We start from the raw sequence: 15375 nt of genomic DNA on the forward strand, positions 1-15375 counted from the left end.
GTTTGAATGTTATATTACAGTTTTATAACAAAAGTATTTCAATTGTTACATACTTGGCTTTCAGTCAAGTTTTTTAATGCTTTGATATTAATATTCTGTGTTTTGGATAATAAGATAAGCTCGACCAGTCTTAGCGCTTTAGCGTTTATTATTTCGTGAAATATGTCACATAGGGGAAACAGAAATTTTACAGATGGAAGTGATGATAAAATGAATAAGCCAAATATTGTGATTCTTGGTGCTGGCTATGGTGGGATGATGACGACTGTCAAACTGCAAAAGTCACTCGGATTAAATGAAGCCGTGCTAACACTTGTGAATAATAATGATTACCATTACCAGACCACGTGGTTACATGAAAATGCTGCCGGCACATTACATCATGATCGTACACGGATCCCAATTAAGGAAGTTGTCAACATGAACAAGGTTAACTTTGTTCTGGATACCGTTGTTGCGATAAAACCGGAAGAGAAAAAAGTGAAGCTAAAAAATGGTGAGCTTTCCTATGATATTTTAGTTGTAGCGCTAGGATTTGAAGCAGCAACATTCGGGATTCCGGGATTAACAGAAAACGCCTTTACAATTGGGAATATAAATAGTGCACGGCTAATTAGGGAACATATTGAATACAATTTTGCCATGTATCATAATGATTCGAAAAAAAATCAAGCACGTTTAAATATTGTTATTGGTGGTGGCGGATTTACCGGTATCGAGTTTGTCGGCGAGCTGGCAAATCGGATCCCAGAGCTTTGCAAAGAATATGATATTGATAAGAATTTAGTGCGGATTATTAATATAGAAGGATCTCCTGCAGTATTGCCGGGTTTTGACCCGCAGCTTGTCGAATATGCAATGAATTCACTGGAGGCACGTGGCGTTGAATTTATAACAGGGGCATTGTTAAAGGAATGCAAGCCGGCAAGTATTGTTTATGAAAAAGATAACAAAGAAGTGGAGATCCCGACATTAACGACCATTTGGGCTGCAGGAGTTCGCGCCAATTCAATTGTAGAGACATCTGGTTTTACGACAAATCGAGGAAAAGTTGAAGTAAGGAAAGATATGCGTGTTCCAGAATATGATGATGTGTTCGTACTTGGTGATTGTGCACTAATTATGAATCCGGATACCGGCTGTCCATTTCCACCAACCGCACAAATCGCTATTCAGGAATCGCAAACCGTTGCACATAATGTAAAAGCCCTCATTCAGGGAAACGATGAATTGGAAAGCTTTGAAGCAAAAATTCTTGGAACAGTCGCCTCCCTCGGAGCCAATGATGCAATTGGTGTTATCTTAAATAATCGTAAGCTATTCGGCTTTAAGGCAACGGTGATGAAAAAAATAATCGATAACCGTTACTTATTAAAATTAGGCGGTTTTAGTCTATTAATGCGGAAAGGTAAATTTAATATTTTTTATTAGAAGAGGATGTTCAAAAAGTCACCAAATGATAAGCGGCGAATCTCTTCGTTGGCTTGCTTTTCCGCTCCTCATGTACCTTTTTGTGTACACTCCGGTGCTCAAAGCTACGCCGCCTCGACCTTCTTGCTTCTCATTCGGCGACTTTTTGAACACGCACTAGAAATGACAATTTAAGCAAGGGTGGGTCTCTCCGCCTTTGCTTTTTATATGTTTTCAGCTAAAATGGAGTCTGTATGAAAGATTGTTAAATAGGAGGACACAACCTTGATTCAATTTGTTGTATCAATTTTATTGTTTTTTGTTATATTTTTTGGCATTGCATTTATTTTAAATATGCTACTAAGGCGTACATGGTTAATGTCATTTATTTATCCAATCATTGTCCTGATTATAGTTGATGATATACCAACAACAAATTATTTTAAAGATCCAGGTGCATCGTTCCAGACTGCTTTTACTAATTTAGTACATATCACACCTGTAGACATAACGATTCTGGCAGCTGGCCTCGTTGGAACAATTGTATCTGGATTTGTCATTAAATTTCTCCGGAAAAGTGGCTATCAAATGTTTTAAAAGCAATAGCACCGCCGGGAGTGATTGTTTTTGTAATCTATTCATTTGTCAGTATTTTTTGGTTTCATTTTAATTTTCATGAATAAAAAGTTACTAGATTGGAAATGATGACATCCAGAGAGGTGTTATCATTGAAAAAAATTAAATTTTTCCGAAGAACCGGGATGTTACTGTTATTTTTAGGCGCATTTTACACTACGCTCACCAGTATTTCGAACGTCACCTTACAAGATGTTCATGCGTGGGCAGAACAGGAAGCAGCGAATAAACCAACAATGGCAGAGGATGCTCTGACGAATAAACGGATTACACTTGAGAAGAAAACATTAAATTACAAAAATGAGTCCCAACGGTATATTTCCAGTGAACAAATTGAAGGACCAAAGACACTGGAGGAATATGTTAATTTAGAACAATATCCAAGCTCAACTGTTATGGCAACAGGCTATACGGCAGGTGCAGAGTCGACAGGTAAAACGCCTGATCATCCGGAATATGGAATTACGTATTCTGGGGTAAAGGTTAAGCGAGACTTATACTCTACTATTGCAGCTGATTTAAGTATTTATCCAATCGGAACTATTCTGTATATTCCTGATTATGGGTATGGCGTCGTTGCTGACAAGGGGGGAGCAATTAACGGAAATGAAATTGATCTGTATTATCCAACTGTAGAAGATGTTTATAAAAAATGGGGAAAGAAGGAAGTAAAGGTTTATATCATCGAGATGGGTGATGGCAGCCTTAGCGAAGAACAGCTTATGGAATGGAATGAAAATGAAGCATTGCAAGTCTTCCGGGAGCAGATTACAACAAGTTAAAGCAAATTAAACAGGCTTACCCAGGTATAAGGGTGAGCCTGTTTTGGCGCTGTTCGGTAATGTGTTTGCTAGCAGTTGAATGCTGGGGAATACTTGTGAAAATTTCGCTGCAAGACAGTCAAAGACTCCGAGCAATGGAGATGCGCTATGAAAATTAGTATAGCATATAAAGAAGGAGTGCAAGGCAAATCCCTGTTAATCCGCCAAAAAATACTTCGATTGGCTCATGTCCCAGTAATTCCTTCAGCTCCTGGCGTTTTTCGTATTCCGCCTTTTTTCCCCAATCCTTCGCTCCCTCGATAAGATAAAGAAGGTCTTTACGTAACTGATTGAGCAATATTGCTTGTTCTCCGGCCTGTTTGCGTACCCCAGATGCATCAAACATAACGATAATGCTGAAAACACAAGAAACTGCAAACATTGTTGAGGATATCCCTTCGACAATTCCGATACTGGTTGTTAATGCGGCAACAGCTGCCGAATGACTGCTAGGCATCCCTCCATTACTAAATGCCAGACCCGGTTTAAACGTTTTTGTTACAATCAGATTAATCGGTATTTTGATGACCTGTGAAAAAACAATTGCAATCAGTGCAGCCCATAATGGGAAATTCATGAAAACATGCATGAAAAGAAGAACATCCTTTCTGTTACAAGCACCTGTTGGACTAATAACTCTAGTATCGGTAAAGGATGAAAACTTTTATTCATTTATCTGACTCTGGGTAAACAAATTTTTAAGTGAGAAAAAAAGAGGATATCCATTATCGGAATATCCTCCAAATACAGAACGATTATGTTAATGTGCTTTTATGCTTAACCATCTTGCGGGAATTCGCTTAGCCAAATTAACCATAAACACTCCTGAAAGAAAGGCCAATGCAGCATCCTTGATCAAAAATGGAACCATGCTCGTCCATGCAACTGAGTAAGAAATGTTTAGTTCCAGCCAAGTATTCATGGCTGCATACATATAGGTCACACCTATTCCGTAATTTAACAACAATCCGATTAGTGCTGCAAAAGTGTATAAAGGTATGGACGGTTTTTTACTTTGTTCTGCTATGAGTCCGACAAAAAATGCGATAAAAATAAACGATATAATGAATCCGCCTGTTGGACTGACAAGAACAAAAGGACCTCCAGACATTTCGGCAAATACGGGTACACCGGCAATACCGACAAGGATATAGGTAATGATTGAAATAGTACCGAGTTTTTTGCCGAGCATCAGCCCAGCCAGTATTGCAAAAAAGGTTTGTAATGACAATGGCACAGATGCACCACCAATCGGAACAGTTAATATTGGAAACCATACTGCTATATTGGCGCCAATTGCCATTAAACAGACAAATACTGCACCAAATGTTAAATCGATAGGACGTAACTCTTTCATATGTATTCTCTCCCTTCTAATAAAATAATAAGGGAGCGAACGTTTATTGTCAACCAAATAATAATAAGGTTGACAAAATAGCTGAGGGCTCTATCTTTGACCTGTTATGCTTAACAGGTTAAGGGCACTTATTTGATCGCTGCCTCCAACGCAATTTCCATCATGTCATGGAAGGTTGTTTGCCGTTCTTGTGCCGTTGTTTCTTCACCCGTCAGGATGTGATCGGAAACAGTTAATACCGACAATGCCTGACGATCGAATTTTGCTGCCAATGTGTATAATGCAGATGTTTCCATTTCAATTGCTAATACTTTATATGCTGCAAGTAATTCATTCAGTTCCTTTGCATTATCACGATAGAAGGTGTCACTTGTAAACACATTGCCAACGCGCAGGCGTAACCCTTTTTCCATTCCAACGTCATATGCGTTTTTAAGTAATTGAAAATCAGCTAGCGGTGCATAGTCAATTCCATCGAATACCATGCGATTGATTTGGGAGTCGGTTGTAGCCCCTTGCGCTAAAATAACATCACGAACTTTTACATCTTTCTGGATTGCACCGCATGTGCCAACACGAATTAATTTTTGGACATCGTAGCTTTGGATAAGTTCATTTACGTATATCGAAATCGAAGGAACACCCATCCCGGTTCCTTGGACAGATATTTTTTCTCCTTTATATGTACCAGTAAATCCGTACATTCCACGTACATTGTTATATTGTTGAACATCATTTAAAAATGTTTCCGCAATAAATTTTGCCCGTAATGGGTCTCCTGGTAATAGAATTTTATCGGCAATTTCACCTTTTTCTGCACCAATATGTACACTCATTTTACAACCTCCAACTTTTTCTTAAGATAAGAAAGTATATAAATTTAGGCTCTATTCTGCTCTCAGCAGAGTAGGCCACGTCCAGCTCCAGCGCCCAGCGGCTAGTGTGCAACACCCGCCTCCGTACGATAAGTTAACATCGGTTGGTGTAAAGGAAGGCCGACTAAAGGCGGACTTTGCGTCCAACGTCGGCATACCCCTTTTGCAGGGGCATGTTTCCTTTATCTCCTACGGCAGGAATGTTCGGTTAAGACCGCTGCTTTGCGCAGCAACACCGAACCACCCTGCATGGCAGGGCGCAGTCCATACGCCGCTAAACGGGCGCTTGCGCCTTTGTTCTTTACAAGATAACGTTATCATAACCCTAAGGCAAAGACAAATTTCTAAGTAAATGACAGGTTTTTTTGTTTCATAAAAGTTTATTATTGTATATAATAAGGATAGTTCATTTATTCACGAATTTTTAATGAGTTAATGATCTGCAAAAATGTATGTTAACATAGTGTACATACGAATAATTATCACAATTGGAAGGATGAGATATAATGAAAGAAAAAACGTTTACCATTACAGCTGATACAGGAGTTCATGCACGTCCTGCTACACTACTTGTAAATAAAGCTGGTCAGTTTAAATCAGAAGTTGAGGTAGCCTACAATGGTAAAACCGTTAACTTAAAATCAATCATGGGTGTTATGTCACTTGGTGTTCCAAAAGGTGCTGAAATTAAAATCATTGCAAACGGCAGTGATGAAGAAGAAGCAATAAACGGTATTGAAGAAGTTATTAAAGAACATTTAGGTGAATAATGTAAGTGATGAAGCTGGAGAAATAAAACCCTCTAGCTTTTTTATTTTTTTGTTTACATTTATTTTACTAACAGGTAAAGTCTATAATAAACAGACATTTGGAGTATGGGGTGAAGTAATGAAAATATCTGTATCTAAGCTACCGGGAATCGGACAGAAAATCTCGTTTAAAACGTCTGAGGAAAATTTGCTTGTGATTATTGTCCATCATACTGGAAAACGGGAGCTGTACTTTTTCGAGGACGCGGATGGGGACGAGGCAGATTTTGCAATGGATCTGACGCCTGACGAAACAAGGGAGCTTGCGGCACAACTATTAGGTGCAACATATCAGCCAGTAGACGTTGAAAAAATGCGTATATTTAAAAGCCAGATTATCGTTGATTATATAACACTGAAAGAGAAATCAACCCTTGCGTTTAAAACGATAGAGGAATCAGATATACGTAACAAAACCGGCGCAACCATCATTGGGATTGTTCACGGGGAGGATGTTATTGCCATTCCTGAGGCTGACACGACCTTAAAGCCTGGTGACGTATTAATGTCTGTCGGAAAAGATGAGCAAATAGCTGCTTTAACAGAGCTATGTAAGGGTGAGGAATGATGATGTTTGGTTAGTGAACTTCCGACGTTATTAGATGCAGGTATTATATTAATTGGAATTTTTCTGCTTGGATATATTGGGTTAAAAACAAATTTCCCTAATGTTATTTTGTATATTTTATTTGGAATTGCGTTAGCTGGTCTGATGCATCATAATTCCATCCTGCATTTTTCAAGCGAAGTTGCGATTGTCCTGCTGTTCTTTTTGCTTGGATTGGAATTCAATACAAGACGACTCGGTGGAATCGCCAAAAAAATATGGAGCTCAGGTTTCCTTGATGTGGGACTCAGTCTAGGCGTAACGATGATTATTGCGTTTGGCTTTGGCATGGACTGGTTCTCCTCGTTTTTAATTGGTGGTTTGGCATATGCTACCAGCTCATCCATTACAGCTAAATTACTTGATGACAAAGGAAGAATGGCCAATGCGGAAACAGAATATATTTTGGGCATATTGATATTTGAAGATTTGATTGCACCAATTATTGTCGCCATATTAATTGCATTAAGCACCGGGGAGGCATTTTCCGGATTGGATTTAGCTATGTTATTAGGGAAAATAGTTGGTCTGGCAGTAGTTGCTATTATTTTGAGTAAGACATTGTTTAAACGGTTTGAGCAGTTTTTACTTAAAATTGAAGATGAAGATTTTAAAATTGTTCTGTTAGTTGGAATTGCTGTTACATATGGAGGATTAGCTGTATCTTTAGGGTTATCAGAAGTGCTTGGGGCATTTTTGGCCGGTGTCATGCTAGCGGAGATTGGCAAAATTGAACGGGTGGAAGGAACAGTTACACCGATAAAAAATCTGCTGTTGCCTACATTCTTTGTTTATTTTGGAACAACCATTGACATGGGTTCAGGTGTGCCGATGCCGGTACTGTTAATCATTCTGCTTGTCTGGTCAATGCTGGCTAAAATTCTGGTTGGTACAATTGGCGGGAAATTGTATGGACTTACAAAACGTGTATCATTACGAGCAGGATTGTCATTATGTGCCCGTGGAGAGTTTTCTGTCGTTATTGCCAGCGTTGCGGCAGGGTCGATAAAGGTTTTCGGTGGAATTTATATCGTAGTTTCTGCGTTTCTCGGGATGCTGCTATTTAACTATGCACCTAAAATTACAACAAGGATTTATGGCAAACCAGAAAAGAAAAAACGAAATTTGAAAGTACCGACGTAAACGAAAAGGACAAGATGAAGGAAGACCACTACCGCTAGGCCGAAGCTGGACGTGGTCTTTTGAATAAAGCATAAATAAAGCTGCTGCTTTTTTACGATAAAAAAACAGAGCGGTTTATGAGCTATCTAGCCTTTTTACTTATAATAGCTTTTGTGGTAGTACGTTTCTTCCAAATTAATTAGCCTTTTTAAAGCTTCCTTGCTGAATTCTGTATCTTTTTCGTGCAATTTCGCTTTCATTGTGGATAGAGCAGATTGTAATGATTCACGGTATTCGGGTACCACATCATCGTATGGATAAACCACAGCCTTGGCGACATTCATTTTTTCATAATGGGCTAACGCTTTCCGTTCATGAAAAAAGACCCCATCGTCAACAACACCGGGATGATGCAGATCACCCTGCATAGGATGCTTGATCACGGCAAGTACTTTAACCAAAAATCGATCATCACGGTCTTCTTCTACTTTTCCTATGTAAACTCCGGAATTGTAATGGGCGCGAACAATATCCCCAACGGCAACAGCCACAGTAATCATCTCCTTTTTGATAGATACACCTCCATTGTGCCAAAAAAAGCTTGCGTTGGCTAATAATGTGAGTTTAAAAATTTGCCAAATTGGACGTTAAGTAAATGTTTTGGTTTGCAGTTAATTTATTTGGCTAATTTTTTGAACAATCTCTGACAATTGTCACTAATCCTTTAGCGTTTACTGGATGTCTGCTATAATTTAAGCGAAGGACGTGAGAAACAATGATGGAGTTTCTTTATTTTCCGGAAGATAAAACGGAATACATTCCAGCCGTAATTGAATTAGTAATATTTATGATATTAGCCGGTATTACAATGCACTTTTTTTTAAAGCATTCAAAAAAAGAAGCAAAGCAAATTGACCAGCAGTATAAGCAACAGGATATAGAAAATGATGATGAAGCGTAACGATTATAATGAGAAACAGAAAGAAGATTAAACGAAAGCGGAAGCTCCCTTTCCGGGAACTTCCGCTATTATTATCGATTTTTTACTGCATCAATAATTCGTTTAACTCCTTCTTCCAGTGTAGCTTTTGGACAGGCAATATTCATCCGCATAAACAGCTTGCCTTCATCACCATATGAGACACCTTCATTAAGCCCTACTTTTGCTTGCTCAACCATGAATTTTTTCAGTGCTGTACTGTCCAATTGCAATGTACTACAATCAATCCATAGCAGATAAGTACCTTCTGAACGGATCACCGTTAATTCTTTTGCATGACGTTCGAACATGTCTGTAACATAATCCCGATTTTCTTTTAGTACATCTCTTAGTTCTTCCAGCCAGGTTTCACCATAATTGTAGGCTGCTTCCATTGCCGTATTGCCTAATGTATTTAATGCCCCATGCCCCTGAATAATAAGCTGATTTTCGAGCTTTGCCCGTTTTTCCTTATCCGTTGTAATAATATAGGATGCCTGTAATCCAGCCAAATTGAATGTTTTTGACGGGGACATGCAGGTAATCGTTTGTTCAGCAATTTCCTCTGACAAGGATGCAATTGGAATATGGTGATACCCGGGATAAAGAAGGTCAGCATGGATTTCATCAGACAAGATTAATACGTCATGGGCAAGACAAAGCCGTGCCATTTCCCGTAATTCTTCTTCCCGCCATACGCGTCCAACAGGGTTATGCGGTGAGCAGAGGATAAATACCTTGACACCTGTTTTTAATTTTTCTTCAAAGTCGGTAAAATCTATTTTGTAATAGTTGTCTTGTAACATAAGCGGATTTTTAACAACTACGCGATCATGCTGTTCAATAACTTTATAAAAAGGTGTGTAAACCGGAGTTTGGATTAACACCTTATCATTCGGTTCTGTAAACGCCTGGATTGCCATATAGAGGCTTGTTACGACACCGGGACTGAAAGAAAGATGATCAGGCGAAAATTTCCAATGATGCCTTCTTTCAACCCAATCCACTATTGCACGTTTTACGTCATCATCAATAACCGTATAGCCAAAAATTCCGTGTTCTGCCCGTTGTACAATTGCATCGATTACTTCCTGTGGTGCTTTAAAATCCATGTCCGCAACCCACATTGGCAAAACATCGGGCGATTGAAACATTGATTCTACTAGATCCCATTTGACGGATCGTGTGTTTTTGCGATTATGTATGAAATCGAAATTCCCCATTATTAAACCCTCCTGATAGTCAAATATAAATACCATTATAGCCTATAAAAACAGATAAAAAAAAGCAAAGCGCTTTTTACGCCTTGCTTACAGGGGGAATACGAGAAAGTCTTACGTTTATAGTATTACCCCATCAAACAAAAGCTAAACACTTTTTGGCAAAAAAACCACCAAAATTTTCTGCTGCAAATTTTTCGAGTACAATAGGAAGTTTACAATCGTTTTTCCAATTTCGCCTTTTCTTCCTCAAATCCTTTTTTTCCAAGTAAGGCAAACATGTTTTTCTTATATGCCTCAACACCTGGCTGATCAAATGGATTGACACCTAGTAAATAACCGCTGATAGCACAAGCCTTTTCAAAAAAGTAGACGAGGTAACCGAATGTATAGGCATTAAGTGCAGGAATCTTGATTACGAGATTCGGAACGTTTCCATCGGTATGCGCCAGCAAAGTGCCTTGAAAAGCCTTCTCATTAACTTCACTAACCGTTTTTCCTGCTAAATAATTAAGCCCATCCAAATTCTGTTCATCTTCTGCTAATGTTATATCTTGTTTTGCGTTAGTAACATATAAGACGGTTTCAAAGAGATCGCGCCGTCCATCCTGAATATATTGCCCCAGGGAGTGAAGATCGGTGGTAAAGTTTGCGGATGACGGGAAGATTCCTTTCTGATCTTTTCCTTCACTTTCCCCAAATAATTGCTTCCACCATTCGGCAAAATATTGCAGCTGAGGTTCGTAATTAATGAGCATTTCAATTGTTTTCCCTTTATTATAGAAGATATTGCGAATGGCTGCATATTGGTATGCCGGGTTCTTAGCAAGCGATGGTTCTGCATAATCGTTCATCGCATCTGTTGCACCATCCATCATATCATCAATTGAAATTCCGCTGACTGCAATTGGCAATAGCCCTACAGCGGTTAATACGGAGTAGCGTCCTCCAACATCATCTGGTATGACAAAGGTTTCATAACCTTCATTTTCGGCAAGTGTTTTTAATGCACCTTTTTCCTTATCGGTTGTTGCGTAAATCCGTTTTTTAGCTTCCTCTTTGCCATATTTGTTTTCCAGCCACTTGCGGAAAATGCGAAATGCGATTGCTGGTTCGGTCGTCGTCCCACTCTTCGAAATAACGTTAATGGATATATCCTTATTTTCAAGAACATCCAGCAATTCCTTCATATATGTAGAGCTTAGGTGATGGCCGACAAAAATTACTTGGGGATGGCCATTTTTGTCATTGGTAAGCTGATGACGGAACGAGTGATTTAGCATTTCAATCGCTGCCCGCGCTCCTAGATAAGATCCTCCAATACCAATAACAAGCAAAATATCTGAGTCCTGTTTAATTTTTTCAGCAGCTGACTTGATCCGGTCAAATTCCTTTTTATCATGGTTTTTTGGTAGATCAACCCACCCTAAAAAGTCATTGCCGGCACCTGTTTTATTATGTATGGCATTATGTGCGGACGTTACGAATGAATCGAGGCTCTGCAGTTCGCTTTTTTTCATAAATGCAAGAGCTTTTTCATATGAAAATGTGATATGTGCCAATTTTTATTCCTCCCAATGTACATTTAATTTAACTTTATCGAAAGAGGGGAAGTAAATCAAGAAAGTGCATCTAAAAGAAAAAGCACACGCGGTTTCTATCGTCAAAAACTGCGTGTAACTCTGAGTCCTCGTCCAGCTCCAGCGCCGCTAACCGGGTGCTTCCGCTTTTGATTCTACTTTTTAAATGTTCCTTCACGTTCTTCTGATTGCTCAATCCATTCTGCCAATTTGTCTTTTAATGTATTGAATCCGCCTGTTGAATCATCTTGCTGTTTTGCTGCCTGGTTTTTCGGTGTCTTGATGTTTTTCTTTGGTGCTTCTTCAGTTGCACGAATGGATAAGGACACTTTATTATTTTCTAAATCAACATTTAATACCTTCACATTTACTTCGTCGCCAATAGCTAAATGATCATGAATATCTTTCACATAACCGTGCGTTACTTCTGAGATATGAACGAGTCCTTGTGTTTCATCATCTAAAGCAACAAACGCACCGTATGGTTGAATTCCTGTAACTTTTCCTTGTAAAACTTGACCAGTTTCAAACTTGTCTGTCATGCTGAACAACTCCTATACCTTATTCGTTTCTTTTTACACAATAAAACATTTTAGCATATATTGTGTTGCCAGGCAAAAATTAAGGGAGGAGATTATTGCTGTCCAGACATAGTTAACAGTGTGTCACCTTCTTTCATTTTGCTATTAATAGGAGGATTGATCTGCCATTCCTGGTTTCGAATGATGCCAAGCAGTAAACTTTTTTTGTCGAAAAAATAAACAATGGCCTGCTGAAACGTTTTTCCGGCCAATTCGTCTGGAAGCTTGACCTGGTCAAAATGCTGACTGGATAAAAGATGCAGGATTGTTTCATATGGTTCTGTCTCTTTTCGATTAAACAGCTCATGGTAGAGTAAAACGCTCATAAAATCATTGGAGCGAATTATCGTTGTCGCACCGGCTCTAATCGCATTTTCAATTTGACTTTTAGACAGAATCTCAGCAACGATCGGGACGTGCTGGTTGTTTCCACGTACGGCGACCGTTGTTAAAATCGTGTTATGGTCAGCCTGCCGTTCCTTTTTTATATGATCAGCTGTGATAACAACACTTTTTGCCAATTTGATATTGGCTTGGTGAAGTGTGGCATCCTCGGTTGCATCACCATGAATAAAATGAACCGGAAATTGTTTGTATGGTAAATGCGTCAGGGTCCGGTCGATTAGCACTATTTCGATGTTAGGGTCATGCTTTGTCGTTAGATTGACTAATTGTCTTGTTCGCTCATTCCAGCCGACAAAAATGACATGATTACTTGCTTTGAAGGCAACTTTTCCTTTGGAGAGGTCCTGCTCATGCTGAATAGTTGCCGCGGAAATATGGGTAATATAGAAGGTTAGTAAACCACCACCAGATAATATTAGCAAAATACCGATTACTCTTCCAGTTGTGGTTAGTGGAACTACATCACCATACCCTACTGTCGCCCCTGTAACAAATGCCCACCAGACACCGATAAAAATAGTAGGAAATTGTTCGGGTTCAACAAAATGAATGATGATCCCGAAAAGAATCATGACTAAAAAAATGGTTAAAAGCAGCCGGACAAAGACCGGAAGCCGGTAATAGATATGTTTAAATATTTCGATACTCATATTTTCACCTTATATCTTAAGATAATACCCTATTTTCAGTATAGACAAAGGACATTACGGGTTATACGAGGCAAATAAGAAAAGCAGAGGGGGTGTGATGCACTCTAGCTTCTGGGCGCCGGATCAGGACGTGGCTGTCGCAGAAAGTACATTAACGCAGCCTACATTTTTATACTTCCTATAACTAAATAAAAACTCACCCTAGTTAGCGTGAGTTCTTGGCAGATTGCAATGTATGTTTTAGGCTATTGTATACTTCATTCCAAAAATCGGTATTATCGCGAAAGGATTTTGTCATGAAAAGCAGCATTTCGTTAAATTTTTCCTTGTAATCATCGGCAACCTTTGGCGGTAATTCTTTTTGGGATGCGTTGACAAAGCGTTGTAATTTATCAGCACGCGGACCCCATTTGGTAATTTCATTCCCGTTTTCATTTATAAAAATAAAGATCGGAATGGAACGAGATTTCCCATTTGTTAAATACTGATCCATTAATTCCAAATTCTGATCACGAAGCAGCATTTTTACGGACATGCTTGTTTGCTCAGCAAGTCTTAACAGAATCGGGACATTAAGCATGGCGTCCCCACACCAATCCTCCGTTAAAACGATCACCCGTAAATTCCTGTCTTTAAGAGAGTTGACAAATGCCTGATCGTCAGGCACAGTGAAATGATCATAAATATAGAGCAGGTTTTCCTTGTGTTCTTGCATGGATTCGATATATGTATCAGGTAACATTCCTTTTTCATACCATTCGTTCAAGTTCATTGGCAAACAGCTCCCTTTAGTGGATAGTTGACTAAATTCTAACCCGAAGGACTTCATTCGTAAACAAAAGTGCTTCCTTTTTAAAAATTTGCTATGATTGTAATGTATAAAATATCAAGGGAGGAATATGACGTGGAACAAGCAAATCGGGACTTTTTATTAACCCTATTACATACACCTTCACCATCAAGTAGTGAAATGGAAATTCAAAAAAAATGGATCAACTATGTAAAAGATTTCGCTGATGAGATTAAAACCGATAACGCGGGGAATGCGATCGGCGTGTTAAATCCGGATGCACCGTTTAAAGTGTTGCTTGCCGGACATTGTGATGAAATAGCGCTCGTGATTAATCGAATTGACAAAGAAGGTTTTTTGCACTTTGACAAAATGGGAGGGATCAATCCGAAAGCGGCGGTTGGAATGAAAACAACTGTATTAGGATCGGGCAAGACCGTTACCGGCGTGATCGGGGTGAATGCCCAGCATCATGGCGGTTTGAAGGATGACTTTGGCTTAGCGGATTTGTTCATCGACTGTGGGTGGAAGACGAAAGAGGAAGCCGAAAAATATGTGCAAATTGGTGATCTTGCTGTTTATCAAACTGACCCGGAAATCTTGATGGAACGATATGTATCTGGTCGCGGCTTGGATAATCGCACTGGATCATTTATTGTAGCGGAAGTACTGCGCCGTCTTTCCGAACAAGGATGCCAGGTTGGTGTTTATGCAGCTAGTACCGTCAACGAGGAAACAAATATGGGCGGAGCATATTTTGCTGCAGCTGGTATTGAACCTGCAATGGCGATTGCTTGTGATGTCACGTTTGCAACGGACTACCCTGGCGTAAATAAAAACAAACATGGTGATGTCCGGTTAGATAAAGGACCTGTCCTTGCCAAAGGTGCACCGATTAATATTAAAATCAACAAATTATTGGAAAAAACAGCTCGAAAATTAAATATCAATGTTCAATATGAATTGACACCAAGAATGACCGGGACAGACGCAGATAAAATGCGGTTAACTGGTCGCGGTGTACCAGTGTCCCTCGTATCACTGCCATTGCGTTACATGCACTCACCTGTTGAAACATCAAGCTTGAAGGATATGGATGAAGAAATCGAGTTACTGGTCACCATGATTGCGTCTCTAACCGGAGAGGAAAGCTTAAATCCGCTTGAAGACTGATAAAAAATAATTTTTATCACGCCTTAACGGGCTTTAAAACCCTCACCTCTAGGCATGGGTAAACCAAAAACGGGAAGGGTGTGGTAAACAGCCCGTTCTGGTCCGATTCGCTTAGCAAGCATTCAGGTGAGTTTCACTTTATGTCCAAGCCTTAATCCATTAATGGATTAAGGCTTTTTGCATATGAGAAAATATGAGTCTTTGGACACCCTTGAAATGATTCATTAATGCGACTTAAGATGTGCTTAAGGACAATTTTCATCCAAAAATAGATGAAAAGGGTCTATTTACCGTTTTATACCACGTAAATACTCGAATATGGAAATGTTTTCTAGGTGAATCTCCGCATTTTTTGTCTAT

At 39.3% G+C, this 15375-nt stretch carries 17 protein-coding genes; 8 read left to right on the forward strand and 9 right to left on the reverse strand.

What is annotated here, in order from left to right; genetic code table 11:
• Window positions 1-210: 210 nt before the first annotated feature.
• From CZ382_RS21405 to CZ382_RS21415, 3 genes are all read left to right on the forward strand, one after another.
• Window positions 211-1431, forward strand: a complete 1221-nt coding sequence (locus CZ382_RS21405; RefSeq protein WP_088053118.1) for an NAD(P)/FAD-dependent oxidoreductase — start codon at window positions 211-213, stop codon at window positions 1429-1431.
• A 264-nt stretch (window positions 1432-1695) separates the two neighbouring features.
• Entirely contained in the window at window positions 1696-2007 is a 312-nt protein-coding gene (locus tag CZ382_RS21410) for a YuiB family protein (protein ID WP_088053119.1), read from the forward strand.
• 164 nt (window positions 2008-2171) lie between these two features.
• Complete coding sequence (locus CZ382_RS21415; protein ID WP_155554328.1) at window positions 2172-2828, forward strand: 3D domain-containing protein; 657 nt, start codon at window positions 2172-2174, stop codon at window positions 2826-2828.
• A gap of 154 nt (window positions 2829-2982) precedes the next feature.
• On the opposite strand, the gene CZ382_RS21420 is transcribed toward CZ382_RS21415, so the two are convergent.
• The 3 genes from CZ382_RS21420 to deoD all read right to left on the reverse strand — a co-directional run bounded on the left by CZ382_RS21420 (window position 2983) and on the right by deoD (window position 5060).
• Complete coding sequence (locus CZ382_RS21420; RefSeq protein WP_088053120.1) at window positions 2983-3456, reverse strand: divergent PAP2 family protein; 474 nt, start codon at window positions 3454-3456, stop codon at window positions 2983-2985.
• A 171-nt stretch (window positions 3457-3627) separates the two neighbouring features.
• The gene (locus CZ382_RS21425; protein WP_088053121.1) at window positions 3628-4224 is read right to left on the reverse strand and encodes a biotin transporter BioY; all 597 of its coding nucleotides are present in this window, start codon (window positions 4222-4224) and stop codon (window positions 3628-3630) included.
• 128 nt (window positions 4225-4352) lie between these two features.
• Complete coding sequence (gene deoD / locus CZ382_RS21430; protein WP_088053122.1) at window positions 4353-5060, reverse strand: purine-nucleoside phosphorylase; 708 nt, start codon at window positions 5058-5060, stop codon at window positions 4353-4355.
• A gap of 545 nt (window positions 5061-5605) precedes the next feature.
• On the opposite strand from deoD, the gene CZ382_RS21435 reads away from it, so the two are divergent.
• From CZ382_RS21435 to CZ382_RS21445, 3 genes are read left to right on the forward strand one after another with little or no spacing between them, the layout of a single operon-like run.
• Window positions 5606-5869 carry a phosphocarrier protein HPr gene (locus tag CZ382_RS21435; RefSeq protein ID WP_088053123.1) on the forward strand — a complete coding sequence of 88 codons (264 nt, stop codon included), beginning with the start codon at window positions 5606-5608 and terminating at the stop codon, window positions 5867-5869.
• Entirely contained in the window at window positions 5862-6476 is a 615-nt protein-coding gene (locus tag CZ382_RS21440; protein WP_230856008.1) for a cation:proton antiporter regulatory subunit, read from the forward strand. Before CZ382_RS21435 ends, CZ382_RS21440 begins: the two co-directional genes overlap by 8 nt.
• A gap of 6 nt (window positions 6477-6482) precedes the next feature.
• Window positions 6483-7658 (forward strand): cation:proton antiporter, encoded by a 1176-nt coding sequence (locus tag CZ382_RS21445; RefSeq protein WP_088053124.1) that lies wholly within the window; start codon window positions 6483-6485, stop codon window positions 7656-7658.
• A 134-nt stretch (window positions 7659-7792) separates the two neighbouring features.
• Here the strand turns inward: CZ382_RS21445 and kapB are convergent, their stop codons facing one another.
• Window positions 7793-8188: a kinase-associated lipoprotein B gene (kapB, locus tag CZ382_RS21450; protein ID WP_235000484.1), complete on the reverse strand. Its 396-nt coding sequence runs from the start codon at window positions 8186-8188 to the stop codon at window positions 7793-7795.
• A gap of 224 nt (window positions 8189-8412) precedes the next feature.
• Between kapB and CZ382_RS21455 the strand changes: the two genes are divergently transcribed.
• Window positions 8413-8598: a hypothetical protein gene (locus CZ382_RS21455; protein WP_088053126.1), complete on the forward strand. Its 186-nt coding sequence runs from the start codon at window positions 8413-8415 to the stop codon at window positions 8596-8598.
• A gap of 71 nt (window positions 8599-8669) precedes the next feature.
• Here CZ382_RS21455 and CZ382_RS21460 read toward each other — a convergent pair whose 3' ends face one another.
• The 5 genes from CZ382_RS21460 to CZ382_RS21480 all read right to left on the reverse strand — a co-directional run bounded on the left by CZ382_RS21460 (window position 8670) and on the right by CZ382_RS21480 (window position 13824).
• Window positions 8670-9839, reverse strand: coding sequence for a MalY/PatB family protein (locus CZ382_RS21460; protein ID WP_088053127.1), 1170 nt, complete (start codon window positions 9837-9839; stop codon window positions 8670-8672).
• Between the two features lie 212 nt (window positions 9840-10051).
• A complete protein-coding gene (locus CZ382_RS21465; protein WP_088053128.1) occupies window positions 10052-11398 on the reverse strand; it encodes a glucose-6-phosphate isomerase in 1347 nt (448 codons plus the stop codon).
• Between the two features lie 173 nt (window positions 11399-11571).
• Window positions 11572-11958: a S1 domain-containing post-transcriptional regulator GSP13 gene (gene yugI / locus CZ382_RS21470; protein ID WP_088053129.1), complete on the reverse strand. Its 387-nt coding sequence runs from the start codon at window positions 11956-11958 to the stop codon at window positions 11572-11574.
• A 92-nt stretch (window positions 11959-12050) separates the two neighbouring features.
• The gene (locus CZ382_RS21475) at window positions 12051-13052 is read right to left on the reverse strand and encodes a potassium channel family protein (protein WP_088053130.1); all 1002 of its coding nucleotides are present in this window, start codon (window positions 13050-13052) and stop codon (window positions 12051-12053) included.
• A 205-nt stretch (window positions 13053-13257) separates the two neighbouring features.
• Entirely contained in the window at window positions 13258-13824 is a 567-nt protein-coding gene (locus tag CZ382_RS21480; RefSeq protein WP_088053131.1) for a thioredoxin family protein, read from the reverse strand.
• A gap of 102 nt (window positions 13825-13926) precedes the next feature.
• Between CZ382_RS21480 and CZ382_RS21485 the strand changes: the two genes are divergently transcribed.
• Window positions 13927-15015, forward strand: coding sequence for a M20/M25/M40 family metallo-hydrolase (locus CZ382_RS21485; RefSeq protein ID WP_371871277.1), 1089 nt, complete (start codon window positions 13927-13929; stop codon window positions 15013-15015).
• The last annotated feature ends 360 nt before the right edge of the window (window positions 15016-15375 follow it).

Origin of the sequence: Virgibacillus dakarensis, from assembly GCF_900155625.1 — a bacterium.
Lineage (GTDB): Bacteria > Bacillota > Bacilli > Bacillales > Amphibacillaceae > Lentibacillus_C > Lentibacillus_C populi.

Bases quoted from the DNA above. Each gene is read 5' to 3' on its own strand.
- CZ382_RS21405 (WP_088053118.1), top strand. From the start codon at position 211: ATGAATAAGCCAAATATTGTGATTCTTGGTGCTGGCTATGGTGGGATG.
- CZ382_RS21415 (WP_155554328.1), top strand. From the start codon at position 2,172: ATGTTACTGTTATTTTTAGGCGCATTTTACACTACGCTCACCAGTATT.
- CZ382_RS21420 (WP_088053120.1), bottom strand. From the start codon at position 3,456: ATGCATGTTTTCATGAATTTCCCATTATGGGCTGCACTGATTGCAATT.
- CZ382_RS21425 (WP_088053121.1), bottom strand. From the start codon at position 4,224: ATGAAAGAGTTACGTCCTATCGATTTAACATTTGGTGCAGTATTTGTC.
- deoD (WP_088053122.1), bottom strand. From the start codon at position 5,060: ATGAGTGTACATATTGGTGCAGAAAAAGGTGAAATTGCCGATAAAATT.
- CZ382_RS21435 (WP_088053123.1), top strand. From the start codon at position 5,606: ATGAAAGAAAAAACGTTTACCATTACAGCTGATACAGGAGTTCATGCA.
- CZ382_RS21455 (WP_088053126.1), top strand. From the start codon at position 8,413: ATGATGGAGTTTCTTTATTTTCCGGAAGATAAAACGGAATACATTCCA.
- CZ382_RS21460 (WP_088053127.1), bottom strand. From the start codon at position 9,839: ATGGGGAATTTCGATTTCATACATAATCGCAAAAACACACGATCCGTC.
- yugI (WP_088053129.1), bottom strand. From the start codon at position 11,958: ATGACAGACAAGTTTGAAACTGGTCAAGTTTTACAAGGAAAAGTTACA.
- CZ382_RS21475 (WP_088053130.1), bottom strand. From the start codon at position 13,052: ATGAGTATCGAAATATTTAAACATATCTATTACCGGCTTCCGGTCTTT.
- CZ382_RS21480 (WP_088053131.1), bottom strand. From the start codon at position 13,824: ATGAACTTGAACGAATGGTATGAAAAAGGAATGTTACCTGATACATAT.
- CZ382_RS21485 (WP_371871277.1), top strand. From the start codon at position 13,927: ATGTATAAAATATCAAGGGAGGAATATGACGTGGAACAAGCAAATCGG.